Annotated in this window: 25 protein-coding genes; 11 read left to right on the forward strand and 14 right to left on the reverse strand. The window is 72.3% G+C overall.

What is annotated here, in order from left to right; translation table 11 throughout:
• Positions 1 to 8 precede the first annotated feature (8 nt).
• From AC162C_RS07650 to coxB, 4 genes are all read right to left on the reverse strand, one after another.
• Positions 9 to 1,796 (reverse strand): hypothetical protein, encoded by a 1,788-nt coding sequence (locus AC162C_RS07650; protein ID WP_484097029.1) that lies wholly within the window; start codon positions 1,794 to 1,796, stop codon positions 9 to 11.
• Between the two features lie 241 nt (positions 1,797 to 2,037).
• Complete coding sequence (locus AC162C_RS07655) at positions 2,038 to 3,270, reverse strand: heme o synthase (protein ID WP_484097030.1); 1,233 nt, start codon at positions 3,268 to 3,270, stop codon at positions 2,038 to 2,040.
• The gene (gene ctaD / locus AC162C_RS07660; protein WP_484097031.1) at positions 3,260 to 4,897 is read right to left on the reverse strand and encodes a cytochrome c oxidase subunit I; all 1,638 of its coding nucleotides are present in this window, start codon (positions 4,895 to 4,897) and stop codon (positions 3,260 to 3,262) included. Before ctaD ends, AC162C_RS07655 begins: the two co-directional genes overlap by 11 nt.
• Positions 4,881 to 5,888: a cytochrome c oxidase subunit II gene (coxB, locus tag AC162C_RS07665; protein WP_484097032.1), complete on the reverse strand. Its 1,008-nt coding sequence runs from the start codon at positions 5,886 to 5,888 to the stop codon at positions 4,881 to 4,883. Before coxB ends, ctaD begins: the two co-directional genes overlap by 17 nt.
• 15 nt (positions 5,889 to 5,903) lie before the next feature.
• Between coxB and AC162C_RS07670 the strand changes: the two genes are divergently transcribed.
• Positions 5,904 to 6,230: a hypothetical protein gene (locus tag AC162C_RS07670; protein WP_484097033.1), complete on the forward strand. Its 327-nt coding sequence runs from the start codon at positions 5,904 to 5,906 to the stop codon at positions 6,228 to 6,230.
• A 42-nt stretch (positions 6,231 to 6,272) separates the two neighbouring features.
• Here the strand turns inward: AC162C_RS07670 and AC162C_RS07675 are convergent, their stop codons facing one another.
• Positions 6,273 to 7,427, reverse strand: coding sequence for a 4-alpha-glucanotransferase (locus tag AC162C_RS07675; RefSeq protein ID WP_484097034.1), 1,155 nt, complete (start codon positions 7,425 to 7,427; stop codon positions 6,273 to 6,275).
• Between the two features lie 26 nt (positions 7,428 to 7,453).
• Positions 7,454 to 7,744, reverse strand: coding sequence for a hypothetical protein (locus AC162C_RS07680; protein WP_484097035.1), 291 nt, complete (start codon positions 7,742 to 7,744; stop codon positions 7,454 to 7,456).
• Positions 7,745 to 7,969: 225 nt separating this feature from the next.
• Here AC162C_RS07680 and AC162C_RS07685 point away from each other — a divergent pair, with 225 nt between their 5' ends.
• The 4 genes from AC162C_RS07685 to AC162C_RS07700 are packed head-to-tail and all read left to right on the forward strand — an operon-like array spanning position 7,970 to position 11,096.
• Positions 7,970 to 8,965 (forward strand): ATP-binding cassette domain-containing protein, encoded by a 996-nt coding sequence (locus AC162C_RS07685; RefSeq protein WP_484097036.1) that lies wholly within the window; start codon positions 7,970 to 7,972, stop codon positions 8,963 to 8,965.
• A gap of 40 nt (positions 8,966 to 9,005) precedes the next feature.
• Positions 9,006 to 9,812 (forward strand): ABC transporter permease, encoded by an 807-nt coding sequence (locus AC162C_RS07690; RefSeq protein WP_484097037.1) that lies wholly within the window; start codon positions 9,006 to 9,008, stop codon positions 9,810 to 9,812.
• Complete coding sequence (locus AC162C_RS07695; protein WP_484097038.1) at positions 9,809 to 10,597, forward strand: ABC transporter permease; 789 nt, start codon at positions 9,809 to 9,811, stop codon at positions 10,595 to 10,597. Before AC162C_RS07690 ends, AC162C_RS07695 begins: the two co-directional genes overlap by 4 nt.
• A gap of 46 nt (positions 10,598 to 10,643) precedes the next feature.
• Positions 10,644 to 11,096 (forward strand): universal stress protein, encoded by a 453-nt coding sequence (locus tag AC162C_RS07700; protein ID WP_484097039.1) that lies wholly within the window; start codon positions 10,644 to 10,646, stop codon positions 11,094 to 11,096.
• Here AC162C_RS07700 and AC162C_RS07705 read toward each other — a convergent pair.
• The 4 genes from AC162C_RS07705 to AC162C_RS07720 all read right to left on the reverse strand — a co-directional run bounded on the left by AC162C_RS07705 (position 11,093) and on the right by AC162C_RS07720 (position 16,067).
• Positions 11,093 to 13,861 (reverse strand): HYR domain-containing protein, encoded by a 2,769-nt coding sequence (locus AC162C_RS07705; RefSeq protein ID WP_484097040.1) that lies wholly within the window; start codon positions 13,859 to 13,861, stop codon positions 11,093 to 11,095. The two genes, AC162C_RS07700 and AC162C_RS07705, sit on opposite strands and share 4 nt — an antisense overlap.
• A complete protein-coding gene (locus AC162C_RS07710; RefSeq protein ID WP_484097041.1) occupies positions 13,858 to 14,232 on the reverse strand; it encodes a hypothetical protein in 375 nt (124 codons plus the stop codon). The genes AC162C_RS07705 and AC162C_RS07710 overlap by 4 nt, the downstream gene beginning before the upstream one ends.
• Before the next feature lie 396 nt (positions 14,233 to 14,628).
• Complete coding sequence (locus AC162C_RS07715) at positions 14,629 to 15,873, reverse strand: cation:proton antiporter (protein WP_484097042.1); 1,245 nt, start codon at positions 15,871 to 15,873, stop codon at positions 14,629 to 14,631.
• Positions 15,874 to 15,875: 2 nt separating this feature from the next.
• Positions 15,876 to 16,067 carry a hypothetical protein gene (locus AC162C_RS07720; RefSeq protein WP_484097043.1) on the reverse strand — a complete coding sequence of 64 codons (192 nt, stop codon included), beginning with the start codon at positions 16,065 to 16,067 and terminating at the stop codon, positions 15,876 to 15,878.
• Between the two features lie 86 nt (positions 16,068 to 16,153).
• Here AC162C_RS07720 and AC162C_RS07725 point away from each other — a divergent pair, with 86 nt between their 5' ends.
• The 5 genes from AC162C_RS07725 (at position 16,154) to panB (ending at position 21,629) form a co-directional block, all read left to right on the forward strand.
• A complete protein-coding gene (locus AC162C_RS07725) occupies positions 16,154 to 17,485 on the forward strand; it encodes a TrkH family potassium uptake protein (RefSeq protein ID WP_484097044.1) in 1,332 nt (443 codons plus the stop codon).
• Complete coding sequence (locus AC162C_RS07730; protein WP_484097045.1) at positions 17,478 to 18,131, forward strand: potassium channel family protein; 654 nt, start codon at positions 17,478 to 17,480, stop codon at positions 18,129 to 18,131. The genes AC162C_RS07725 and AC162C_RS07730 overlap by 8 nt, the downstream gene beginning before the upstream one ends.
• A 39-nt stretch (positions 18,132 to 18,170) precedes the next feature.
• Positions 18,171 to 19,319, forward strand: coding sequence for an NAD(P)/FAD-dependent oxidoreductase (locus AC162C_RS07735; RefSeq protein ID WP_484097046.1), 1,149 nt, complete (start codon positions 18,171 to 18,173; stop codon positions 19,317 to 19,319).
• Positions 19,316 to 20,548 (forward strand): MFS transporter, encoded by a 1,233-nt coding sequence (locus AC162C_RS07740; RefSeq protein WP_484097047.1) that lies wholly within the window; start codon positions 19,316 to 19,318, stop codon positions 20,546 to 20,548. Before AC162C_RS07735 ends, AC162C_RS07740 begins: the two co-directional genes overlap by 4 nt.
• A gap of 217 nt (positions 20,549 to 20,765) precedes the next feature.
• Positions 20,766 to 21,629, forward strand: coding sequence for a 3-methyl-2-oxobutanoate hydroxymethyltransferase (gene panB, locus AC162C_RS07745; protein WP_484097048.1), 864 nt, complete (start codon positions 20,766 to 20,768; stop codon positions 21,627 to 21,629).
• Between the two features lie 64 nt (positions 21,630 to 21,693).
• On the opposite strand, the gene AC162C_RS07750 is transcribed toward panB, so the two are convergent.
• Positions 21,694 to 22,116 (reverse strand): DUF4234 domain-containing protein, encoded by a 423-nt coding sequence (locus tag AC162C_RS07750; protein ID WP_484097049.1) that lies wholly within the window; start codon positions 22,114 to 22,116, stop codon positions 21,694 to 21,696.
• 155 nt (positions 22,117 to 22,271) lie between these two features.
• Between AC162C_RS07750 and AC162C_RS07755 the strand changes: the two genes are divergently transcribed.
• Positions 22,272 to 22,994 carry an SDR family NAD(P)-dependent oxidoreductase gene (locus AC162C_RS07755; protein WP_462972220.1) on the forward strand — a complete coding sequence of 241 codons (723 nt, stop codon included), beginning with the start codon at positions 22,272 to 22,274 and terminating at the stop codon, positions 22,992 to 22,994.
• Positions 22,995 to 23,012: 18 nt separating this feature from the next.
• Here AC162C_RS07755 and folE read toward each other — a convergent pair whose 3' ends face one another.
• The 3 genes from folE to AC162C_RS07770 all read right to left on the reverse strand — a co-directional run bounded on the left by folE (position 23,013) and on the right by AC162C_RS07770 (position 25,367).
• Entirely contained in the window at positions 23,013 to 23,663 is a 651-nt protein-coding gene (folE, locus tag AC162C_RS07760) for a GTP cyclohydrolase I FolE (RefSeq protein ID WP_484097050.1), read from the reverse strand.
• Between the two features lie 109 nt (positions 23,664 to 23,772).
• Complete coding sequence (tmpR, locus tag AC162C_RS07765; RefSeq protein ID WP_484097051.1) at positions 23,773 to 24,489, reverse strand: bifunctional dihydropteridine reductase/dihydrofolate reductase TmpR; 717 nt, start codon at positions 24,487 to 24,489, stop codon at positions 23,773 to 23,775.
• Positions 24,486 to 25,367, reverse strand: coding sequence for a CDP-alcohol phosphatidyltransferase family protein (locus tag AC162C_RS07770; protein WP_484097052.1), 882 nt, complete (start codon positions 25,365 to 25,367; stop codon positions 24,486 to 24,488). The genes tmpR and AC162C_RS07770 overlap by 4 nt, the downstream gene beginning before the upstream one ends.
• Between the last annotated feature and the right edge of the window lie 33 nt (positions 25,368 to 25,400).

Genomic DNA, 25,400 nt, shown 5'->3' on the forward strand with positions numbered 1-25,400 from the left:
GGCCGGCGTCAGCGGGAGGCGACCAGCCGGTACGTCGGCTTCGCGACCTTCACCTGCACGGGCACCGACCATGCCATCTCGGGCTTGCGCACCTGGAGCTGGTTGAGCCCGCGGACGCGGTAGAACCAGGTGCCGGGAGCGAGGTCGAGCACCGCCGACGTCGAGTACGTCTGCTTCGAGCCCTGCGCCCGCCACGGGTAGCGCGTGCGCGACCACTGCACCTCGTAGGCCGTCGCACCGAGTGCCGGCAGCCACGCCACGAGCGGCGTCGAGTACACGACGGGCCGCTTCTTGCCGCCCCTGGAGGCGAGCAGCCGGCCGCTCGGCGTGAGGCCGGACACGTACCGGGCGCCGGTGACCACGGGGTCGCTCTCCTTGCCGAAGCTGAGCACGCGGCCTGCCTTGCACGCGTCCTGCGGAAGGTCCATGTCCTTGTAGTACCGCTTCCCGTCGGCGTCCTCGAGCAGCGCCACCGGGACGACCGTCCAGAAGTAGCGGGTGCTCGGGAAGTCGACGTCCGGGAGGTCGACCTTCGCGCCGGTGAGGAGCTCGAAGCCCTCCGAGGAGCCCTCCGCTCCCGTCGTCGCCTCGACGGCCTCGCTCGTCACGACCTTCGCGCCGTCGTTGCTGCGCGTGTCGCCCTCGTCCTTGGCGTCGCCGAGGTACCGCGAGACGGCCTTGTCGATCTCGTCGTCGGAGAAGGGGAGCGCGAGCGGCCCGGTCGCCCGTGGCGCGTACGCCGGGCTGCCGACCACGGCGCCGCGGTAGACGACGTTGACGCAGTCGCGGTCGGTGAAGGCGTACATGCGGAAGAGGTCGAACGCGCGGCCGTCGAGCGACTGGTTCCCGCGGAAGACGAACGCCGGCATCAGCTGGTGCGCCCTCTTCGGGCTGGCGCCGCTGACGCGATCCGAGGTCGCGAACGCAAGGGCCAGGGGGCCGGTCGACTTGCCGGGGTTGAACGCCGAGTAGACGGGGCTCCAGGGGCCGTACGAGACGGGCTTGAGGCCGTTCGGCACGTCGCCGAACACCTGCCGCACGGCGCGCACGCGGTAGCGCACGCCGGCCCACCAGCCCGCGTCGAACTTCCAGGTGTAGAACTCGCGCTGGTCGGCCGTGTTGGTCGTCGTCGTGAAGACCTTGCTCGCATCCGGGTACCAGACCTGGTACGCGGTCGCGCCGGCGACGGGAGTCCAGCGGGCGAGGCCCGGGGCGGCCGCCTTCGGCCTCGGGACGCTCGGCCAGCGCATGTTGAAGCCGAACGGCTTGCTCCACCCCGTCGGCCCGCGGCTCGTGACCGCGCGGACGCGGGCATGGAGCGCGTACGGGTTGCCGGTGAACCAGGGGAGCGCCACGTCGACGGAGACGGCGGGCACGCGGAGCGGTGCGATCATGGTGCTCACGGCCGGGTCGCCTGTGGGCTTCGCGGCGTCGCCCGGGGAGGTCGAGGCGCTCGCCTCGGCGGCGTCGGACGGCGCGGGCGAGCTCGCGGGCACTGCCCGGCAGCTTGCCCCCGGCTTCACGCCGTAGCGGACGTTCGACCACACGAGCGAGCTCTCGGTGAACGTCTTGCTCGTCGCGAGCTCGAACTCGTAGCAGAGCGCGCCCCGAACCGGGCGCCAGGTGAACGCCGGTGTGCGCGGGAAGACGTGGACCACGCGTTCGCTCGGCTTCACGAGGAAGCCGCGGAGGTTCTTCGGTGGCGTGGGCTTGGACTGCTTGGCGATGGCGGTCGAGGGGATGAGCAGGGCCCCGATCGAAACGAGGCAGACGGAGAGAAGGCGGAGTGTGCGCATGGCTTCTCTCTTGTCGGCAGCAACCTCCGATCGAGCCTTCCCCCGAATGGGTGACGGCGCGACGCCGAGCCTGCCGCGATCGATCGGCGAACGCGGTCGGCCCGGCCGACCGGCGTGGCTAGTCGAGGGCCAGGTAGATCAGCGAGACGACCGCGGTGCCGACGAAGAGCAGCACGAACAGCCCGAAGAGGGCGAGGCCGAGACGCATGTTCTTCCGCTCGAGGTCGGGATCGAGCATCGGCTACACCACCAGGGGGTCGACCGCCGCGGCGACGAACAGCACGGCGAGGTACGCGAGAGAGTAGTGGAACAGGAGAGCGGCGCTGTGGCGCGTGTGGTCGCGCCGCAGGCGCCACGCGAGCACGAGCAGCCAGCCGCCGAGGACGGCGGCGGCGATCGTGTACAGCGGCCCGAGCCAGACCCCGGCGGCGATCGTGAACGCGACCAGCACGAGCGAGTAGAGGAAGATCTGCCGCCGGGTCTCGCCGTCGCCACGGGAGACGGGGAGCATCGGGACGTTCGCCTTCGCGTAGTGGTCCTTGATCATCAGCGCCAGCGCCCAGAAGTGCGGCGGCGTCCAGAGGAACACGATCACGAACAGCGCGAGCGCGGGCCAGCCGAGGTCGCCGGTGGCCGCCGCGTAGCCGACGAGGGGCGGGATCGCGCCCGCGGCGCCTCCGATCACGATGTTCTGGTCGGACGACCGCTTCAGCCAGCCGGTGTAGACGACGACGTAGAAGAGGCCGCCGGCGAGGGCGAGCAGCGCCGTGAGCACGTTCAGCCTCGCCGCGAGGAGGGCGAACGACAGGGCCGAGAGGCCGATCCCGAACTCGAGCGCCCGCGTCGGCGCGACCCGGCCGGACGCGACGGGTCGGCTGCGCGTGCGCGTGCCCATCAGGCGATCGATGTCGGCGTCCATCACGTGGTTGATCGCGCTCGCGCCACCGCAGGCGAGCGCGAGCCCGACGAGCATCACCACGAGGTCGGCGGCGCCGGGCCAGCCTCCGGCGCCGACGAACATCCCGGCCGCGCCCGTGAGCACCAGCAGCGCCATGATCGTCGGCTTCGTGAGCGTGACGTAGTCGCGCCAGGGCCCGAACGGGACCGCCTCCCCCCGGAGGGAGAGGACGAACGTGACGAGGGTGGTCGCGAACGATCCGGCTGCGAGCAGCACGTGCATCGCCACGGCCCATCTCGCCTCGCCGGTCGCGGCCACGATGCCGCCGCTGCCGATCGCCGCGACCATCAGCGTCAGCGACGCCGCCGCGCTTGGGACCAGCTGCGGGTACGCGAGCCGTGCGGTGACGAGCACGGCGACGAGGAGCGGCAGCGCGACGAGCGCGGCCCCCCAGTGGGTGTGGCCGAGCTCGACGACCGCGCTCACGACGACCACCGCGGTCGCGGCCGCGCCGAGCAGGGCGATCGCCCGGAGCACGGGGCCGGGGGCCACGGCGGTGGTGCGCTCAGGGAGCATTGCGCTCCTTCTGCTGGCGCCGCAGGTCGTAGAGCGGCCGTGCGCTCGTCACGTACGGGACGGAGTCGAAGTTGTGCGGAGGCGGCGGCGACGTCGTGTACCACTCGAGCGTGTCGGCGCGCCACGGGTCGTTGCCGGCGCGCCGCCCCTTCCGGCTGTGCACGACGGCGACGATGAAGACGAGCACGCCGACGCCCATCAGGTACGAGCCGACGGACGAGATCATGTTGTACGTCTCCCAGAGGCCGCCCTGCTGGTACGTGTAGATGCGTCGCGGCATGCCGAGGAGCCCCAGGAGGTGCTGCGGGAAGAAGGCGACGTTGAACCCGACGAAGAGGACCGCGAAGGTGAGCTTGCCGAGGCGCTCGGAGAGGAACCGCCCGAACAGCTTCGGCCACCAGTACCAGAGGCCGCCCAGGATCGCGAACAACGAGCCTCCGAAGAGCACGTAGTGGAAGTGGGCGACGACGAAGTAGGTGTCGTGCACCTGCCAGTCGACGGGGAACGCGGCGAGGTAGATGCCGGAGAGACCGCCGATCGTGAAGATCGAGAGGAAGCCGATCGCGAACCACATCGGGGTGTCGAGGCTGATGTTCCCGCGCCACAGCGTCGCCAGCCAGTTGAAGATCTTCATCCCCGTCGGGACGGCGATCACCATCGACACGACCATGAACCACGCGTTGAGGTAGTTCGAGAGGCCGACCGTGAACATGTGGTGGGCCCACACGAGGAGGGAGAAGAACCCGATCGCGACGGTCGACAGCGCGATCGCCTTGTAGCCGAAGATCGGCTTGCGGCTGAACACCGGGAGGATCTCCGAGATGATCCCCATCGCCGGGAGGATCATGATGTAGACCTCGGGGTGCCCGAAGAACCAGAACACGTGCTGGTACAGGACCGGGCTGCCGCCGTCGCCGGGTACGAAGAAGTTGAAGGTGCCGGGGAAGCGGCGCTCCAGCAGGAGCAGGGTGAGCCCCGCGGAGAGCGCGGGGAGCACCAGGAGGAGCAGCCACGCGTAGAGCTCGATCGACCACACGAAGAGCGGCATGCGCATCCACGACATGCCCGGAGTGCGCATGTTGTGGATCGTGACGATGAAGTTGATCGCGCCGGCGAGCGAGGAGACGGTGAGGATGTGGAGCGAGAGGATCCAGAGGTCCTGCCCGTTCCCCGGCGACAGCACCGAGAGCGGCGGGTAGGCGGTCCAGCCCGTGCGTGCGGCCCCGCCCTGGGCGAAGAACGAGAGGGCGAAGACGAGCCCTCCCGCCGCGAACATCCAGTAGGAGAAGGCGTTCAGGCGCGGGAACGCCATGTCCGGGGCCCCGATCATCAGCGGCACGAGGAAGTTGCCCAGCCCGGCGAGGATCGGCACGACGACGAAGAACACCATCGCCGTCCCGTGCATCGTGACGACCTCGTTGTAGCTGTCGCCCGTGAGGATCGACTGGTCGGGCCGTGCGAGCTGGATCCGGATCAGCAGGGCGAGCACCCCGGCGAGCAGGAAGAACAGCCCGGCCGTGGCGATGTACAGGATCCCGATCCGCTTGTGGTCGACGGTGACGAGCCAGCTCGCCACCTTGCCCCGGTGCCAGTGCGGCGCCGCGGACGCCTCAGCTCTGGTCGCCAAGCTCGTCCTCCAGGTACGCGTAGAGGGACTCGAGCTGCTGGTCGGTCCAGTCGCGACCGACCGGCGGCATCACCTTGCGGCCGGGCAGCGCCCGGCCGTTGCGGATCACGTTCTCCAGCGTGTTGACGTCCGCCAGGGTCGTGGCCGCCAGCTTCGGCCCGTAGCCGCCCGCGGCGCCGTCCGGGCCGAGCGCCCCGTGGCACTTCGCGCAGACACCCTCCCACAGCTCCTGCCCCAGGGCCGGGTCGCCGTCCCGCTGTGCTTCGCCGGCGGCGGTCAGCCACTCGTCGAACTCGCCTGCCGACATCACCTCGACGCCCATCAGCATCTTCGCGTGGAAGAGCCCGCAGAGCTCGGCGCACTGCCCCGGGTAGTAGCCGGGCTCCTCGACCTCGAACCACGTCGTGTTCACCCGTCCGGGGATCGCGTCGATCTTGCCGCCGAGCCGCGGGATCCACCAGGAGTGGATCACGTCCCAGTCGGGCGCGGTCACGCTGAGCTCGACGGTCCTCCCGGCAGGGGCGCGCAGCGTGTCGATCGAGACCGCGCCGTTCGGGTACCGGAACTCCCAGAAGAACTGCTGGCCGACGACCTCGATCTCGAGCGCCCCACCGGAGGCCGTTGCGTCGGGTGCGTTCGCGATACCGGGGAGCTTCACGAACACGAAGACGGCGATCGCGAAGAGCACGACCACGGGCCCGGCCGTCCACGCCAGCTCGAGCCGGTTGGAGCCGTGGATCTGCGGGCCGTCGGTCGTGCGGGGCCGCCGGCGTCGTCTGAAGCGCACCACGAACACGACGAGCAGCGTCTCGACGATCAGGAAGATGCCGAGCACGAGTGCCGTGATGAACCAGAAGCTCGTCGCGATCCCCTCCGCGTTCGGGGAGGCGGGCGACTGCGGGCCGAAGCCGCCGTTCCCGGCGAGGGCAGCGGCCGGAGGCGCGAGCAGTGCGACGAGCGTGCCGAGGATGAGGAGCGGCCTGGGACCCACGGAGGGTGTCATTCTATGAACGTGACCGGCGCCGCGCACCGTTCAACCCTCGTCCGCCTCCCCGGCGACGTCTCCCGGCCGTTCGAGGTGTACGTCAACGGTGTCCGCAGGGTCGAGGGGCGTGACTTCGTGGTGCGCGGCGGGGCGCTCGTGTTCGACGAGGAGTTGCGCGAGGAAGGCAAGCTCGGGGTGGGCCGGTGGACGTCGATGGTGCTCGGCGTGGCCGGGAGCTACAAGCGCAACGACTCGGTCGACGTCGTCTACGTGCGCGACGGGCGCCGTGTCGTCGCCTCCAAGCTCCCGATCGACGTGGCGTCAGCCGAGAGCGGCGAGCCCGGCTGACACGCCTTCCTCGCGGCGCGCGCCGCCGGATGGGAGGGGCGATCAGCCCCGCCCGGCAGCGGTGGCGAGCCGGCGCATGCGCTCGGCCAGCGCCGCGTCGAGCTCCCCGGGGCGCAGGCGCCACGACCAGTTCCCCTCGGTCGTGCCCGGACGGTTCATGCGCGCCTCGTTCCCGAGCCCCAGCACGTCCTGTGCCGGGACGACGACGAGCGACGCGCGGGCGCCGAAGGCGAGTTCGAGCAGCTCCCACGTCCGATCGTGCCCGAAGCGACCGGCGAGCGTCTCGGTGTCGTGCGTCGACGTGTACAGGACGGTCTCCTCCCGGAGGCTCTCGATCCGGTGGCGGTCGCCGTCGTCGAACGCCCAGATCAGCACCGCCATGCCGGGCAGGCCGAGCTCGTCGCGCAGGGCGTCGACGTCCGGGGTGATCAGCCCGAGGTCCTCGACGATCACGGGGAGTGGGCCGAGCGCGCGCTCGAGCGCGTCGAAGAGCGCTCGGCCGGGCCCCGGCTCCCACGACCCCTCCCGTGCCGTCTCGGCGCCCGCGGGGACCGCCCAGTAGGCGACGAAGCCGCGAAAGTGATCGAGGCGCACGGCGTCGACCGTCTCGAGAACCCGCCGCATCCGCTCCACCCACCAGGCATAGCCGGTCCGGGCGAGGGCGTCCCATGCGTAGAGCGGGTTGCCCCACACCTGTCCCTCCTCGTTCAGCGCGTCCGGCGGCGCCCCGGCGACCCGGTCGGGGGAGCCGAACGCGTCCGGGTACGCGAGGTGGTCGCAGCTGCCCGGGGCGACGTAGATCGGCACGTCGCCGATCAGTCGCACCCCGTGCTCGCGGGCGAAGCGACGGAGCGCCGTCCACTCGCGCTCGAAGCGCACCTGGTCCTCGAGCGCCCCGGCCCCCGCGAACGCCTCCCAGTCGGAGGCCCACGGCTCGTGGGCGCGGCGGAACGCGTCGACGTCGCCCCTCGACACAGGCGCTTCCGGGTCGGCGAGCAGCCCGCGCCAGGCGGCGAACGCGGAGCTCGACGAGTACGGGGATCGGAGCGCGTCGGGCGGCCCGAGCGGCAGCACCTGCCACCACGAGGCGCCGGCCGCGGCGAGCCACTCCACGAACGCGTACGCGTCGGGGCCCAGGCGACCGCCGGGGAGCGACGTCGGATGGAGCTGCACGCCGAAGGAGCGCTCGAACCGCACGGGCGGGTTCTACCGGCTCCGTCCGCTCAGCGCAGGCGCAGCACGAGCCGGCCGGCGGCGCCCGCCGGGCCCGCCGCCCAGGATCGTCCGGGCCCGATCCCGGCCGCGGTCGAGAGCTCGCCGCTCACGACCTCGAAGCCGGTGTCGGCGGCGTGTGCGATCGGCCGCGCGGGCGCTGCGCGCGCCTCGGGCGCGTCGCATCCGGGGTCGTCGCCTCCGATCGCCTCGCCGAAGAGCGCGCACCCTCCTGCCGCGAGCCGTGACCGCAGCCACGGAGCGCCTGTGCCGCGCCGCTGCGCCTCGACGACCGCGAGCACCAGGTCGGCCCCGGCGTCACCGAGCGCGCGGCGTGGCGCCCGGGCGTCAGCGTGAGCCGCTCGCGGAGCGACGCGACCCACGGCCTGTCGAGTGGTCGGTCGGTGCCCGGCCCGACGCCGGGGGAGCGATCGCCGGCTTCACGCCACACCGTGGAGCGGATCGCCACGACGCCGCGACGGGCGGGCGGCGGCACTCCCGGTCGATGTGGTTACCTGCAGGTCGCCATGGGGAGAACGAACAGCGTCGAGGCGGAGCAGCTCGTGCGGGAGTTCCGCAAGGGGCCACGCGCGGTGGACGGGATCGACCTGTTCGTCGCGCCCGGCGAGATCTACGGCTTCCTCGGCCCGAACGGCGCGGGCAAGTCGACGACCGTGCTGATGCTCACGACCCTCCTCCCGCCCACGTCCGGCACCGCGCGCGTCGGCGGCTTCGACGTCGTCGCCGAGGGCCCGCGCGTGCGATCCGTGATCGGCGCCGCGCTCCAGGAGGCCGCGCTCGACCCGCTGTTGACGGCACGCGACCACATGCGTCTCCAGACGATGCTGCAGGGCCTGCCGAAGAGCGACCGCGTCCAGCGCACCGACGAGCTCCTCGAGCGGGTCGGGTTGACGCAGGCCGCCGATCGCAAGGTGGGCGGCTACTCGGGGGGCATGAAGCGGCGACTCGACCTGGCGCTGGCGCTCGTGCACCGGCCCCGCATCCTCTTCCTCGACGAGCCGACGACCGGGCTCGACCCACAGAGCCGGACCGCGTTGTGGGAGGAGGTCTCACGACTCGCGCGTCACGACGGGGTGACCGTCTTCCTCACCACCCAGTACCTCGAGGAGGCCGACGTGCTCGCCGACCGCGTCGGGATCATCCACCACGGCCGGATCGTCGCGGAGGGCTCCCCCGGGGCGCTCAAGGCGGAGATCGGCCGGCCGAGCGTGCACGTGATCCCGTGCGACCCGGAGATGCGCGAGCGCACCGAGTCGATCCTCGAGGGCTACGGCGACCCGCTCGTCACCGAGGAGGACGTCGCCGTCCGGCTGCGTGCCGGTATCGGGCTCACCGACATCGTGCGTGCACTCGACACGAGCGGCATCGTCGTGGACGACATCGAGCTCCGCGCCCCGACGCTCGACGACGTCTTCCTCGCGAAGACCGGGCGTACGCTCGAGGGGGCGGCGGAGGAGGCCGAGATCGACCACGGGGTCGAGGTCGAGGACGTCGTCGGATGAGCGCCTCCGGGCCCACCCGTCGACGACCGCCTGCGCCTGCGTGCCGTCCGCGCCCGCGGGCGGGACGTCCGTGACCGCGCTCGCGACCCAGGTCGGCGCCGTCGCGGGCAGGTCGGTGCGGCGCTCGCTCCGGCAGCCCGCGATGGTGGTCACACCGCTCGTCTTCCCCCTCGCCCTGCTCGCCGTCAACTCGGCCGGCCTCCGTCCCTCGACCCAGCTCCCCGGGTTCCCGACCGACTCGTTCCTCGCGTTCGCATTGGCGGTGCCGTTCATCCAGGGGGCGCTCTTCTCGACGATGAACGCCGGCACCGACCTCGCCCGCGACATCCAGACCGGGTTCCTGAGCCGTCTCTCGCTCACGCCGCTCCGCGGATCGGCCCTGCTCGTCGGGCAGCTGAGCGGGATCGTGCTCCTCGGGCTCGTCCAGGCTGCGTTCTACGTCGCCGTGGGGCTGCTGGTCGGCGTCGAGTTCGCCTCCGGCCCCGCCGGTGTCGTGGTGCTGCTCGTGTTCGCGCTCTTCGTCTCGCTGGGCTTCGGCGCGCTCGGCTCGCTCTTCGCGCTCCGCACGGGCTCGGGCGAGGCCGTGCAGGGGCTCTTCCCCGTGATGTTCGTGTTCCTCTTCATCTCGTCGATGAACGCGCCTCGCGACTTGATGACGATCGACTGGTTCCGGATCGCGGCGAGCCTGAACCCCGTCTCGTACCTGATCGAGTGCGTCCGCAGCCTCATCATCACCGGCTGGGACGCCCGTGCGCTCGCACTCGGCTTCGGGGTCGCGATCGCGATCGCGATCGTCTCGCTCACGCTCTCCTCGTGGGCGCTGACGAAGAGGTTGACGCGCACGTGAGCGCGACCCGGGCCTCCGGGTCGACCCTCGACGTCGCGCGGGGCGTCGCCTGGCGGACGGTGCACAACGTCGTGCGCACGCCGTCGCTCGTGCTCCCGACCCTCATGTTCCCCCTGTTCTTCCTCGTCGCCTTCGCCGGCGGCCTGAACCAGGTGCAGAACGTCCCCGGCTTCGACTTCCCGGACGGCTACACGGCGTTCCAGTTCGCGTTCGTGCTGCTCCAGTCGGCGGCGTTCGGCGGCGTGTTCACGGGCTTCGGCATCGCACGGGACTTCGAGGGCGGGTTCGCCAAGCGGCTGCTGCTCGGCGCTCCCAACCGCAAGGGGATCGTGCTCGGGTACGGCCTCGCGGCCGTCGTCCGCTGGGCGATGGTCGCCGTGATGCTCACGGTGATCGCGCTCGTGTTCGGGATGCGCGTGAGCGGCGGGCCGGTCGACATCGTCGGTCTCTACACGCTCGCGCTGCTCGTCAACGTGATCGGGTTCTCGTGGTCCGCCGGCATCGCGATGCGGTTCCGCACGATCCAGGCCGGCCCGCTGATGCAGATGCCGGTGTTCCTGCTGCTGTTCTTCGCCCCGGTCTACGTCCCGCTCGACCTGCTCACCGGATGGATCGAGGCGGTGGCGACCGTCAATCCCGTCACGTACATCCTCGAGGCGGCGCGGAGCCTCATCTCCGGCGATCCGACGGGGGTCGCACTCGCGTTCGCGGTCGCCGCGGTGCTCGTCGCGGCCTTCGTCGTCTGGGCGCTACGAGGCCTCCGCCAGGCGGAGACGGCCGGCTAGACGACGGGCGCGCGAGCGCGCGTGGTCGATCGTCTAGGCTTGCGCCGTGGCGAGTCGCATCGTCGTCGGAGTGGACGGGTCCGAGCACGGGGCGGCGGCGCTGCGCTGGGCGGTCGACGAGGCGCGTGTCCGGGGCGCGAACGTGGTCGCCGTGCACGCGTGGGTGTTCGTCCCTCCGACGGCGGTCGCGGAGCCGGGGATGATCCCCGTCGCTGCCACGGATCTCATGGACGACCTCACCCTCGAGCGCCAGGCTGCGGAGCGCGCGCTCGACGAGGCGCTCGAGGCGACGCTCGGCGACGCCGCGGGCGAGGTCGACCGCAAGCTCGTCGAGGGCGCCCCCGGGGACGTGCTCGTGGACGCCTCGACCGGGGCGGAGCTCGTGGTCGTCGGCTCGCGCGGCCGCGGGGGGATCAGGGGCGCGCTGCTCGGGTCCGTGTCACAGCACGTGGCGCAGCACGCCCACTGCCCGGTCGTCATCGTCCGCGGCGCGTACTAGCCCTTCGACGACGAGCCCGTCGTCTTCGCGGGCTGCTTCTTCGCCGGTTTCTTCGCCGCGAGCTTCTTCTTCGGCTTCGCGTAGACGAACGTGCTCCGGCCCAGCAGCGGCCCGTACCGCGCCTCGGCGCGCGACCCGAGCCCGGGCCAGACGTACCACGTGTACTTGCCGGGGGTCAGCGCCCGCTTCTTCTTCTCGTAGACCCACCGCAGCTTCATCTTGAAGCGCGCCTTCGTCGGCCAGACCGACAGGACCTTGACCTTCCCCTTGTAGAGCTGCACGTTGAAGTACGAGGCGCCGCCGACCGGGGCCCAGCGCAGCAGCGGGGCCTTGGTCACACGCGCGCCGGGCTTGGGGGCGGCGAGCAGGAGCGCCTTCGGCGTGGCGAGGGCGACGATCCCCTCGGAGCGGTTCCCTGCGGCGTCGACGCTCGTCAGCACGAAGCGGTGCTCGACGTCGTTGCGGAGCCTCTTGATCACCTGCGGCGAGCGGAGCCCCCGGTAGACGACCCGGCCCACCTGCGGTCCGCCGGCGGTCGCCATCCGGATCTCGACGAGCGCGACGTCCTGCGCCGGGTTGACCCACGACAGGGTGACCGTGTGGTCGCCCGCGACCGCGCGCACGCGCGTCACGTCCGCGGGGGGCTTCTGGTCGGGCGGCGGCGGCGGCGTCGACCCGGGCGGGAGCACCGTGACGGTCACGGTCTTCTGCGTCTGGTTCCCGGCCGCGTCGGCCGCGGTGACGGTGATCTTCGTCTCCCCGACGGGGAAGACCTCCGGCGCGGTCGAGCGGATCGAGATGACGCCGACGAGGTCGAACGCCGTGAAGCCTCTGAGGTACGCGGCGACGGGCGGCGCGTTACGGCTGATGCCGGCGGCGCTCGTCGCGGCGAACGTCGCGTCGGCCGCGTTCAGCGTCGGCGCGGTCGTGTCGGCGACCGTGACGACGAAGCTCTCGCTGCCGACGTTGCCGATCGCGTCGGCGGCCTGGCAGGTGACGGTCGTCTCGCCGAGCGGGAACAGGGATCCCGAGGCGGGAGCACAGGAGACCGCACCGGGGAGCAGGGCGACGCCCCCGTCGGACGCGGTCACCGAGTAGGTGACCTTGGAGCCGGCAGGGCCGTTCGCCTCGATCGCCAGCGCGCCGGGGGTGGTGATCACGGGAGGCGTCGTGTCCACGGCCCAGCTCGCGGTGGCGGGGCTCGGGTCGGTGTTCCCCGCGCCGTCGGTCGCCCGCACGCTGAAGGTGTGGGCGCCGTCGGCGAGATCCGTGAGCGCGACGGGCGACGTGCAGGAGGCGAAGCCCGCGCCGTCGAGGCTGCACTCGAAGGTCGACGGCTCGCTCGCCGAGAAGCCGATCGTCGCCGCGTTCGTCGCGACCGTCCCCGTCGGCGCGCCGGAGAGCGACGTCTCAGGCGGCGTCGCGTCGACGGTCCAGCTCGTGCTCGCCGTCGTCCCGACGTTGCCGGCGGCATCGGTCGCCCGGACGGAGAACGTGTGGCCCCCGCTCGCGAGCCCTGTGTACGTGCGAGGCGACGTGCAGGTGGCGAAGGCACCACCGTCGATCTGGCACGCGAACGTGACCCCGCCCTCGGAGGCGCTGAACGCGAACGTCGCGCTCGTCGCGCCGACCGTGCCGGACGGGCCCGAGGTGATCGTCGTCGTCGGCCCGGTCGTGTCCACGGTGAACGACCGGGTCGCCGGGGTCGGGTCGACGTTGCCGATCCCGTCGACCGCGCGCACCGCGAAGCTGTGTGCCCCGTCCGCGAGCGACGGTGTCGTCGGCGACGAGCAGGCGGAGAAGCCGGCGCCGTCGACGCTGCACTGGAACGTCGAAGGGGTCTCGGTCGCGCTGAAGGTGAAGGTCGGCGTCGGGTCGTTGATCACGGATCCCTCCGTCGGCCCCCCGGTGATCGTCGTGTCGGGCGGCGAGGCGTCGACCGTCCAGGTCCGCGACACGTCGGCGCCGACGTTGCCGGCGGCATCGGTCGCCCGGACGGAGAACGTGTGGCTCCCGCTCGCGAGGCCCGAGTAGGAGACCCCCGACGAGCACGGGGAGAACGTGCCGCCGTCGAGGCGGCATCCGAACGTCGCCGACTCGGTCGCGGAGAAGGTGAAGACGTTGCCGTCCGGCCCGGTCGTGCCGGAGGGCCCGGAAGTGATCGTCGTCGTCGGGGCCGCCGTGTCGATCGTCCACGTGTACGAGGCGTCGGGGCCGGTGTTGCCGACGGCGTCGATCGCGTGGACGGTGAACGTGTGGCCGCCGTCGCCGAGGTTGTTGTAGTTCTTGCCGGACGTGCACCCTTCGAAGCCGCCGCCGTCGAGCTTGCACTCGTACGATGCCGCGCCGGAGGCGGAGAAGGAGAAGGAGGCGTTCTTGTCGTTCGTGAGGCTCGGCGGCGCAGAGGTGATCGACGTGCTCGGCCCGGTGGTGTCGACCGTCCAGTCCCTCGATGCGGAGGTGCTCCCGTCGTCGTTGGTGACGCGGACGACGAACGAGTGCCCGCCGTCGGCGAGCCCCGAGTAGCCGACGCCGGACGAGCACGCGGCAAACGTGCCGCCGTCGAGCGAGCACTCGACGGTAGTGGGCCCGACCGGATCGTCCGTGACGTCGAACGTGAACGTCGCCGAGGAGGTGGGCACGGTTCCGCTCGGGCCGCCGGTGATCGACACCGTCGGTGGGTCGGCAGCGACGACGGGAACGAGCACGAGGCTCACGGCGAGCACCGTGAGGAGAACGATCCGGACGAGACGCGGGCGTCTCACATGTCACCTCCGAGCAGCATCGAGATCAGGACGCCCAGCCAGACCGCGAGCGCGAGGGCGGCGAGCGCGACCCGGCCGTGGACGACGGCGCGCCCCACGGCGCCCGCGGCGGCGACCGTGTGGGTGGGCATCATCGACAGCAGCAGCATCACGCCGGGGACGGCGAGGACGAGCACGAGCAGCGGCCCGGAGAGCACCGCGTCGTCGCTCGCGCCCGACGACCCCGACAACGTGACGACCGCCGGCGACGGGTCGCCCGAGGTCGCACGTGGCTCGGCCGGCACCGGAGCGGGCTTCGGCGTGGTCGCCGCGGGCTTCGGCTTCGTCGCCGCGGGCTTCGGCTTCGTCGCCGCGGGCTTCGGCTTCGTCACCGCGGGCTTCGGCTTCGGTGTGGACGGTACGGTCGTCGTCGAGGGGCGCGACGACGAGGACGAGCTCGATGTCGAGGACGAGCTCGATGTCGAGGACGACGACGAGGACGACGACGAGCTCGATGTCGACGTGGTCGGCGCGGGCTTCGGCGCGGGCTTCGGCGCCGCCGGCTTCGGCTTCGGCGCGGGCTTGGGGGCCGCCGGCGTCGTGGTCGGCGTGGTCTCGACCGGAACGGGGTCGGGCGCGGGGTCGGGCGACGGGTCCTCGGCGAGCGAGGCCGGCGCGATCCACAGCGCCAGCACGGCAATGCCAACGACGACCCAATGCGACTTGTGCGGGAGCGCCCCCGCGCTCACCCGGATCCCCCTGAACTCGACGACTCTGTGCGTCCCAGTCTACTCCGCGAGCGCGGAATCGTGCAGCGGTCGCTCGTCGTCGACCAGGCCGAGCCGCCGCGCGAGCCACGGCTTCGTCGTGGACTGCAGCGTGACGGTGACGACGAGGGCGACGGCGACGCAGACGGTGACGATGTCCGCGCCCTCGATTCCGTCCGCGACGAGGATCCCGGCGAGGGCGGCGGGGACGACGCCCGTCTCCCTCGTCCACGCGATGAATGCGATCTCGCCCGGGGCCCAGCGCGCACGCCGGTCGGGGAGCAGGCACGCGAGCACGGTGATCGGCCGCGCCACGAGGACGAGCATCCCCACGACCCCGAGCGCCGGCAGCCAGTGCTCGCGGATCGCCGCGAAGGGGAGGTCGGAACCGAGGAGGACGAACACGAAGATCGCCGACAGCTCGGCGAGCGCAGAGGCGACGACCCTCACCTCGGCCTCGTGGCGCTCGTGCATGCGGTGCCGGATCTCGCCCATGTTCCCGACGATCAGGCCGGCGAGGAACGCCCCGAGGAACCCCGACCCACCCGCGACGTCGATCGCCGCGTAGGACGCGGCGACGACCGTGATCACGGCGAGCGCCGCCGACTCGCGCCAGATGCCGGTGCGGCGGCTCGAGACGACGAGCGCAACTGCCACGCCGAGCCCGATCCCGAGTGCACACGAGACGCCGACATCGGTGACGAAGTCGAGCGCGGGCCGGCTCAGCGACGTGTCGTGCGTCGCGATCGACGCGGCGACGGCGAGGGCGAGCACCGCCGCGGTGGGGTCGTTGAACGCGGACTCGGCGACGATCGTCTGCGCCACCCCCGGCCGCACGCGGAGGCGCTCGAAGAGCGGGACGAGGATCGCGGGATCCGTCGGTGCGAGCACCGCCCCGACCAGGAATCCGACCCGCGGCTCGATACCGAACGCCGCGGCGGCGACCGCCCCGGTGAGGGCGGCGGTCAGCACGACGCCGGGGAGGACGAGCAACCCGAGGCTGATCACCCGGCGCGAGAGCACGCGGACCGAGAGGTCGAGGCCGCCGCGGAACAGGATGAACGACACGGCGAGGGTGAGCAGCACCTGCGCGACCGTCGAGTCGAACGGGATGTCGATCCAGCCGACGCCGGAAGGGCCGATCGCCGCACCCAGTCCGAGCAGCAGCACGATCTCGGGGATCCGGATCACCGAGGCGGCGAACCTGGCCGCGAGCCCCGCGCCGAGGACGAGCGCCATCGTCCCGATGACGACGCGCGGCTCCATGCTCACATAGTGGGTGGTTGCCCGTCGCCGGGCCGTGGGCGACCGAGCCAGAGGATGACGGCGAGCGTGGCGAGCGGGAGCACCGCTGCGGCGACGACCCAGCCGACCGGGCCCACCGCCGCGAGCCCGATCACGAGCAGCGGGAGCCCCACGAAGAGCGCGACCGCGACGACGACGGCGACTGCGGGATGCACGGCACGAGCCTACGGAACGACGAGGGTGCCCGTCGGGGGGTGCGTCAGCGGCGACCTCGCGTCGCATCGCGTGCTATGCCTTTCCGGTGCTGGACCGCCTGCTGCGGCATCCGTCGCGTGTGGTCGCGCTGTCGTTCGCGCTCGCGATCGGAGTCGGCACCGTGCTCCTCGTGCTGCCGGTCGCCAAGCAGGGGCCCGGCGGGGTCGGCTTCCTGACGGCGCTCTTCACCTCGACCTCGGCGGTGTGCGTCACCGGTCTCGTCACGGTCGACGTGCCGGGCACGTTCACGTCGTTCGGGCAGGCGGTGATCCTGGGGCTGATCCAGGTCGGGGGGTTCGGGATCATGACCCTGACGTCGGTGATCGCGCTCATCGTCGCCCGCCGCCTCGGGATGCGTACCCGTCTGCTCGCGAGCGCCGAGAGCGGAGGCGTCGACCCCGGGGACCTCCGCCACGTCCTCCGTGGCGTGGCGCTCTTCAGCGTCGCGGCGGAGACCGTGGTCGCCACGGTCCTCACCGTGCGCTTCCTCGCCCGGGGCGACGATCTCGGCTCGGCGCTCTGGGACGGGGTCTTCACGTCGGTGTCCGCGTTCAACAACGCAGGCTTCTCGCTCTGGAGCGACAGCCTCGTCGGCTTCGTCGACGACTGGACGGTGATCCTCGTCGTCGCCGCCGCGATCGTGCTCGGCGGGATCGGGTTCCCCGTCGTGCTCGAGCTCGTCCGCGAGCGCGGGGGTGCCGCCGGCTGGTCCCTGCACACGAAGCTGACGCTCCTCGTCACGGGTGTCCTCGTCGTGCTCGGCACGGTCGCCGTGCTCGGGTTCGAATGGGACAACGGGAGCACGCTCGGGGCGCTCTCGACCCCCGACAAGCTGCTCGCCGCGCTCTTCGGCGGGATCACGCCGAGGACGGCGGGGTTCAACTCCATCGACTACGGGGAGGCGACCGGGGAGACGCTGCTCGTCACGGACATCCTCATGTTCATCGGCGGCGGGAGCGGCTCGACGGCGGGAGGGATCAAGGTCACGACGTTCGCCCTCCTGGGCCTGATGGTGCTCTCGGAGGCACGCGGCGACCGCCACGTATCCGTCTTCCGGCGACGCGTGTCGGCCCGCGCGCAGCGACAGGCGCTCGTCGTCGCGTTCGTCGGGATCAACGCGATCGTCGTCGCGACGCTCGCGCTCATGGCGACGAGCGACCTCTACCTCTACCAGGCGCTGTTCGAGGCGATCTCCGCCTTCGGCACGGTCGGGCTCACGACCGGCGTCACGGACCAGCTCGACGCGTTCGGCGAGAGTATCCTCATCGCGCTCATGTTCATCGGCCGCATCGGCCCGCACACCGTCGCCCTCGCCCTCGTGCTGCGCGAGCGGGAGCGGTTGTTCTCCTACCCCGAGGAGCGCCCGCTCATTGGCTAGGGAGAACGACGTCCTCGTGATCGGGCTCGGCCGCTTCGGCGGCGCGCTCGCACGCTCGCTCACGGAGCTCGGCTACAGCGTGCTCGGCGTCGACAGCGACGCCGAGCTCGTGCAGCAGTGCTCGCATTGGCTGACCCACGTCGTGCAGGCCGACGCCACCTCCCCCGACGCGATGCGGCAGCTCGGAGCCCCCGAGTTCGGGACCGCCGTCGTCGCGATCGGCACGGACATCGAGTCGAGCGTGCTCGCGACGGCGCTCGTCGTCGACCTCGGCATCGACCGGGTGTGGGCGAAGGCGATCACGCGCGCGCACGGGAGCATCCTCGGGCGCGTCGGCGCCCACCGCGTCGTCTTCCCCGAGCGAGACATGGGCGTCCGCGTCGCGCACATGCTCGTCGGGCGGACGATCGACTACATCCAGCTCGACGAGGGCTTCGCGCTCCTCGAGCGCCCAACGCCGCGCGAGCTCCACGGCCAGACCCTGGAGGGGGCGGAGGTGCGGAAGCGGTACGGGGTGACCGTCGTCTGCGTGAAGCCGGAGGGCGGCGCCTGGACGTTCGCGACCGCCGACACCGTCGTCGGCGAGCACGACGTGCTGGTCGTCGCGGGCGACAGGCAGCTCGTCGAGCGGTTCGCCAGGCTCTAGCGGCGGGCACGCACGGCCGCTCTCGGGCAGACTGGCGACGTGACGCGGACGCTCGTCCTCGGAGCAGGGTTCGGCGGGATCGCCGTTGCGACCGGGTTGCGCGAGCGGCTCGGCGAGGGTCACGAGGTCGTCCTGGTCGATCGTGCCGAGCACTTCTCGATGGGGCTGCGCAAGCTCTGGGAGCTCGTCGGCGTCGGGACGGTCGCGGAGGGGCGCCGCTCCCGGTCCGTGCTCGACGGTGCCGGCGTGTCGTTCGTGCAGGCGGAGATCACGGGCATCGACCCCGCGGCGCGCGCGGCCACGACCGATGCGGGCCGGTTCGACGCCGATCATCTCGTCGTCGCGCTCGGCGCACGCTCCCGACCGGACCTCGTCCCCGGGCTCGTCGGGCGCGGCCACGACGTCTGGGACGTCGCCGGCGTCCCCGCCCTCCGCGACGCGGTCGCCGCCTTCGAGGGAGGGACGATCGCGATCGTGATCATGGGCGCCCCGTACCCGTGCCCGCCCGCACCCTACGAGTGCGCGATGCTGCTCGACGAGCACCTTCGCGAGCGAGGGCTCAGGGAGCGCACGGAGCTCGCGGTCGCCACGCTGCAACCGATGCTGATGCCGAACGCAGGGCGCGCCGGGTCCGAGTGGCTCGGCGTCCGCCTCGACGACCGCGGGATCGCGCACCGCACGGGTGCGGCGACCGAGCGCGTGGAGCCCGGTCGGGTCCTCTTCGCCGACGGCTCCGAGCTCGCCTTCGACCTGTTGATCGCGGTCCCACCGCACCGGGTGCCCGACGTCGTCGTAGCCGGGGGGCTCACCGGGGAGAGCGGCTGGATCGAGGTCGACCGGGGCACCCTGCGCACCGAGCACGACGGAGTCTTCGCCGTCGGCGACTGCACGCTGATCAGACTCGCGAACGGCCTGCCGCTGCCGAAGGCGGGGGTGATCGCGGAGCTCGAGGGCTCCCGCGTCGCCGCCGCGATCGCGGCCGACCTCACCGGGGCGCCGCAGCCCGACCTCTTCGACGGGCACGGCTTCTGCTTCCTCGAGCTGGGCGCCCACGCCGCCGCCCTCGTCGACGGCGACTTCTACGCGGAGCCGGAGCCGTCGGTGCAGCTGAGCGACCCCGCGCCCGAGCACCACGAGGCGAAGCGGCAATTCGAGGCCGAGCGCCTCGACGCCTGGTTCGGGTCGTGACGTCGGGCCCGGCCCCGGTCGCGGCCGGACGGCCGGCCGGGGCGCCACCCGGGCTGCTGCCGCTCCTCTACCTCCTGGCGTTCGTCGTGATGGCCGACTCGCGCGTGATCGCGACGGTGCTGCCCCAGATCGCCGGCGACCTGGACGCGACGGTCGCGGGCGTGGGTGCCGCGATGACCGCCTACCTGATCGCCTACGGCACGTTCCAGCTCGCCTGGGGCCCGCTCGCGGATCGCACCGGCCCGATGCGGGTGATCGCGACCGTCGCGATCGCGTTCGCGCCGGTGCTCGCGCTGACCGCGTTCGTCCCGACGCTCGAGGCGCTCGTCGGGATGCGGCTGCTCGCGGGCGCCGTCGCCGCGGCGTTCTTCCCGCTCGCGCTGGCGACGGTCGGCTACCTCATCCCCTACGAGGATCGCCACCAGGCCGTGGCGATGCTGCTCGGCGCGGTGGCCGCGGGGCAGGTGATGGGCGCGACGCTCGGCGGGCTGATGGCGGAGGTGATCGACTGGCGCGCGATGTACGTCGTCGACGGGGTGCTGATGGCGCTCCTCGTCGTGCCGCTGTGGAGGATGCGCGGCGCCACCCCTGCGCCCGAGCGGCCCGGTGGCAGCCCCTTCGCCGCGCACCGGCGGCTTCTCGGGAACGGGCGCGCGGTCGTCCTCTACGTGGCCGTGCTCGTCGAGGGAGCGCTCTTCTTCGGAGGCACGGCGTACCTCGGCGCGCTCCTGCGCGAGGTCTACGGCCTCAGCTACTACGCGATCGGGCTGATCCTCGCCCTCGACGGCGTCGCGATCCTCGTCGCGAGTCGCTCGGTCGCGGCGCTCGGACGCCGGTTCGGCGAGAACCGGCTGATCGCCGGCGGCGGGGTGGTGATGGGCCTCGCGTACCTGGCCGTCCTCGCCGCTCCCGGGTGGGGAGCCGTGGTCCCGGCCCTCGTCGCCCTCGGGGCGGGGTTCTCGCTCTGCCACTCGACGTTCCAGATCCGCGCCACCGAGCTCGCGCCGACGGCTCGTGGCACGGCGATCTCGCTCTTCGCCTTCTCGCTGTTCCTCGGCAGCGGCGCGGGCACCGCCGCGCTCGGCGCGCTCGTCGAGACGCAGGGGTACGACGCGCTGCTCGTCGTCTGCGGGGTCGGTCTCGTCGTCCTCGGCCTCGTCGCGCCGCGATCGACGGAGATCCGGCGGCCGACGCCCGAGGCGTCGGCGGCGACACCGGGTGGCGGCTGAGCACGGGCCCGAGGATCAGCGGGGATCGGGCGCACGCCCCGGGCGGCGTCCGCTTCCCGTGGCATCCCCGAGGTCGGCGCTTTAGGCTCGTCACGCGGAGACGCGTTGGTCCGACGGCGGCTCCGCGCCACACCGCGATCCCGCAGGAGGCGTGACCGACCGGAGCGAGATCGCCGGCGAGGATCGGACATCGAGCCGTGAGCGTGCGAGGTGAGAGATGACGGAGCGGAAGAAGGTCAGCCTCCCCGACCTGTTCGACAAGGCGGGTCGGGGCGACCCGATCACGATGTTGACCTGCTACGACTTCCCGACGGCGACCTTCCAGGAGCAGGCCGGGATCGACATGATCCTGGTCGGCGACAGCCTCGGGATGACGATGCTCGGCTACGACAGCACGCTGCCCGTGACGATGGACGACATGATCCGCCACGCGCAGGCCGTGCGACGAGGCTCGCCGAACGCGTGGCTGATCGGGGACATGCCGTACATGAGCTACCAGCCGAGCGTCGAGACGGCGATCCGCAACGCGGGCCGCTTCATGGCAGAGGCCGGGTGCGATGCGGTCAAGCTCGAGGGCGGCGCGGCGATGGCCGACCGCGTGGCCGGGATCGCCGCCGCGGGGATCCCGGTGATGGGTCACCTCGGGCTGACGCCCCAGAGCTCGAGCGCCCTCGGCGGGTTCCGCCTGCAGGGCAAGACGGCGTCGCAGGCGCGCACGATCGTCGAGGACGCGGCGGCGCTGGAGCGGGCGGGCGTCTTCGCGATCCTGCTCGAGCTGGTGCCGGACCAGGTGTGCGAGATCATCACCGAGCGAGCCGAGACGTGCTTCGTGATCAGCCTCGGCGCCGGGCCGCACGCCCACGGGCAGCTGCTCATCTACCACGACATGTTCGGGCTCTACCCGAAGTTCAAGCCGCGGATGGCGAAGGTGTTCGGCGACGCGGGGTCGGTGATCCTCGAGGGCCTCGAGCGCTATGCCCGGGAGGTGAGGGAGCGGGCGTTCCCCACGGAGGAGAACTACTTCGCGATGAGCGACGAGGCGCTCGCGGAGTTGACGCGCGAGCTCTCCGCCGACGACTGACGGCCGCCCGTGCCCGAGAGCACGGGGGTGTGCGCGACGCGCCTCGCGCAGCTGTCGGCGTGCCTCAGCCCGTCGAGGCGGGCGCCGCCGGCGGCTCCGGCGCGGGCGTCGCCGACTCCCAGTAGCGGTTGAGCGCGCCCTGCACCTTCACGAACCAGACGATCGCCGGGATCAGGAGCACCCCGAACGGGAACAGCCAGAGCCCGGTCCACCCGGTGATCGGCTTCTCCCGGCCCGCGGAGGCGTACGTGTTGCCGACCTCCGAGGGGATCACGAACGCGCTCACGGGGTTGAGCAGGATCCAGATCACGAGCCCGAGGACGCCGCCGAGCCCGTCACCCGTGTGCTGCTTCAGCTCGTCCTGCGTCTTGTACGCCCAGTACCACCAGTAGATGCCGAAGGTGATCAGCCCGATCAGCAGGACGAAGACGGTGCCTCGCTGTTGTCCGACGGGGCCGGTGACTGCGGTGCTCGCGCCTGTGCTCATGCTCGCCTCCTCGGTCGCTGCGTTCCCTCCACCGTATCGACTGCACGGGATCCCTGCCCGGAGTGGGTCGTCTCGCGCCTCCGGCGGGTGACGGACCGTCCCCCGGTCGCGCCGACTGCGAGCTGCCGGTGCCGGTGCGTGCGTAGACTCACGCCGTGACCGAACGCGCGCTCAGGTCGCTCGACGGCCGCGTGATCGCGGTCGCGGGCGCCTCGGGGAACCTCGGGCCGACCGTCGTCCACCGACTCGCCGGTGCCGGGGCGACGCTCTCGCTCGCAGGGCGGCGCGCCGCCGAGGTCGAGCGGCTGGCGGGCGCGATCGACGGCCCGGCCGACGCGACGGCCGTCGACCTCCTCGACGACGCGGCGACACGGGCGTGGGCGGACGACCTCGCGCGTCGTCACGGGCACGTCGACGGCCTCGTGCACCTCGTCGGCGGGTGGCGTGGCGGCACGCCGATCGAGGAGGCGCCGCTCGAGGACTGGGGATGGCTGGAGCAGCTGCTCGTCCGCACCGTGCAGCACACGACCCGGGCCTTCCTCCCCCACCTCCTCGCGAGTGGGCGTGGCCGCGTGGTCGGGATCTCGGCGGGGCAGGCCCAGGCCCCGACGCACACGAACGCCGCCTACGCGGCGGCGAAGGCGGCGGCCGACGCGTGGCTGCTCGCCGTGGCCGACCGCGTCCGGGGCTCGGGCACGACCGCGAACCTCGTCGTCGTGGGGGCGATCGTCACCCCGGCGATGCGCGCCGAGGACCCGGGTCGGGACTTCACGACGTTCACCCCTGCCGAGGAGATCGCGGAGGCCGTCGCCTACCTGAGCGCCGATGCCGCCGCCGCGATGAACGGGCAGCGGCTGACGTTGCGCGGCGCGGCCTGAGCCCGGCGGGGTGCGTCGCTAGGCGCCCGGCCCCGGCACGGCCGAGAGGAACTGCTCGCGGACGTCCCTGTCGTCGCGGAACGAGCCCAGGAGCACGGTGGTGCGGGTCAGGGAGCCCGGCTTCTCGACGCCGCGCATCACCATGCACATGTGCTCCGCCTCGACGACGACGCCGACGCCCTCGGGCTCGAGCAGGGTCATCACCGCCTCTGCGATCTGCCCCGTGAGGCGCTCCTGCACCTGCAGCCGTCGCGCGTAGAGGTCCGTGAGCCGGGCGAACTTCGACAACCCGAGGATCGAGCGGCCGGGCACGTACCCGACGTGGACGCGACCCGTGAAGGGGAGCAGGTGGTGCTCGCAGAGCGACGAGAACTCGATGTCGCGCACGATCACGAGCTGGGACGACTCCGACGGGAAGAGGGCGCCGTTGACGACCTCCTCGGGCTCGAGGCCGTACCCCGCGGTCAGATGCTCCCACGCCTTCGCCACCCGCTCCGGGGTCTTCTCGAGGCCGGGGCGGGTCGTGTCCTCACCGATCGCCTCGAGGAGCGCGCGCGTCGCCGAGGCGATCACCGTGCGCCGGTCACCCGCGTGCGGGGACGAGTGGTGGTTCGTCCGGCCGCCGGCGATGACGGTCGGCTCGAAGGAGGTGTCGGCAGCCGAGCTCACGCCCTGATCATAGACAAAATATGGACATCACCGCCCTGCACGGGCTCCGCCCGATCGAACCGGCCGTGTTCGGTGGGCTGCGGCGCCCGCCCGCGACCGGCGGGGGTCGCTACAGGTTCCACCCTCCGGCGAGCTCGATCACCTGCCCGGTGACGTAGTCGGCGGCCGGGGAGACGAGGTAGCGGACGGCCGCGGCGACCTCGTCGATCGTCCCCTCGCGGCCCGCCGGGATCTCCCCCAGCGGCTTGCTGTCGGAGTTCTCGATCACCCCGGGGGCGACGACGTTCGCCGTGATCCCGTGTGCCGCCTCGGCTCGCGCGATCGCCTTCGTGAGCAGGATCACGCCCGTCTTCGCGATCGCGTAGGAGACGACGCTCGGTCGGGCGACGAGATCACCGGCACCGGCGTAGCCGAGGTTCACGATCCGCCCGCCGCCCGCCGCCCGGAGCAGCGGGAGTGCCGTCCGACACGTGGAGAAGGTCGCGCGGAGGTTGGAGTCGATCATCTCGTCCCACTCCGCGATCGTGAGCTCGTCGAGCGGCGTGACGAGGTAGTTCCCGACGTTGTTGACGAGGACGCGCAGGGGGCCGACGAGCGCGTGCGCCTCGTGCACGGTGGCGACGGCTGCCTCGTCGTCGGTGAGGTCGGCCTGCACCGTCACCGCTCGGCGTCCGCGCCCGGCGACCTCCGCCCGGACCGCCTCGGCGTCGTCAGTCGAGCGCCGGAAGTGCACCGCGATGTCGTAGCCCTCGTCAGCGAGTGCGAGCGCGATTCCCCGGCCGATGCCGCGCGCCGCTCCGGTGACGAGCGCCCCGCCGCGGCTCATCGGGTCACCCGCGCGGCTCGCCCGCGCCGCTCACGACGTGCCCAGAGGACGGGGACGAGAAGACCGCATGCGAGCGCGAACCAGAGGTAGGCGGCGGGCGCGTCGAGCACGAGGCAGAGGCCGAGGACCGCGAGCTGCGTGGACAGCCCGAGGTTGACGAGCATGGCGACCGTCGCGCCGTCGTGGTAGGCGAGCGTGGCACGCTCGCGGACGGTGCGGTCGCGGACGCCGCGGAGCGTGCGCTCGAGCCGTCGCTGCGCGAGCGACCGCACCGCGCGGTCCTGCGGGCCGAAGACCGCGTCGTACACGGCCGCGAGCACGCGCGCGACGCGACCTCCGCTCTCCTCGTCCGGAGGCGGGCGGAACTGCTCGCCGCGGGCCTCGCGGTACATCGCCTCGAGGTTGAAGTCGACGCTGAGCACGACCGTCAGCGCTACGAACGCGCCGAGCGCGAGCCACGGGAGACCCGTCACGTGGGCGAGCGAGACGAACACGGCGACGTTGACGAGCGCATCGGCCTCGGTGTCGAGGTACCGCCCGAGAGTCGATGTTCGTCCTGCCGCCCGCGCGAGCTGGCCGTCGGCGTTGTCGAGCAGCGTCTTCAGCTGCAGCAGCAGGGCACCGACGACCAGGTCGCCGTGCCAGATCGCCCACGCTGCGGCGAGGCCCGCGGCGGTGTTCGCGAGGACGACGGCGGGCGGCGGGACGCGCAGCGGGAGGAGGAGGGCGACGATCAGCCGCGCGACTGGCCCGAAGAGGTATTCGACCACCAACTCGGGGCGCGGTCGCGCCTTGCGTGAGCGCGCGGCGAGGGGCCCGCCCGGCTCCATCCGCCGGGGACGGTCCGCTTCGACCTCGCGAGAAGGGGTGGCCGACATGACTCACCCGATCGTAGTCACCGGGCATACTGC

It is taken from the genome of Gaiella sp. (assembly GCF_057140465.1).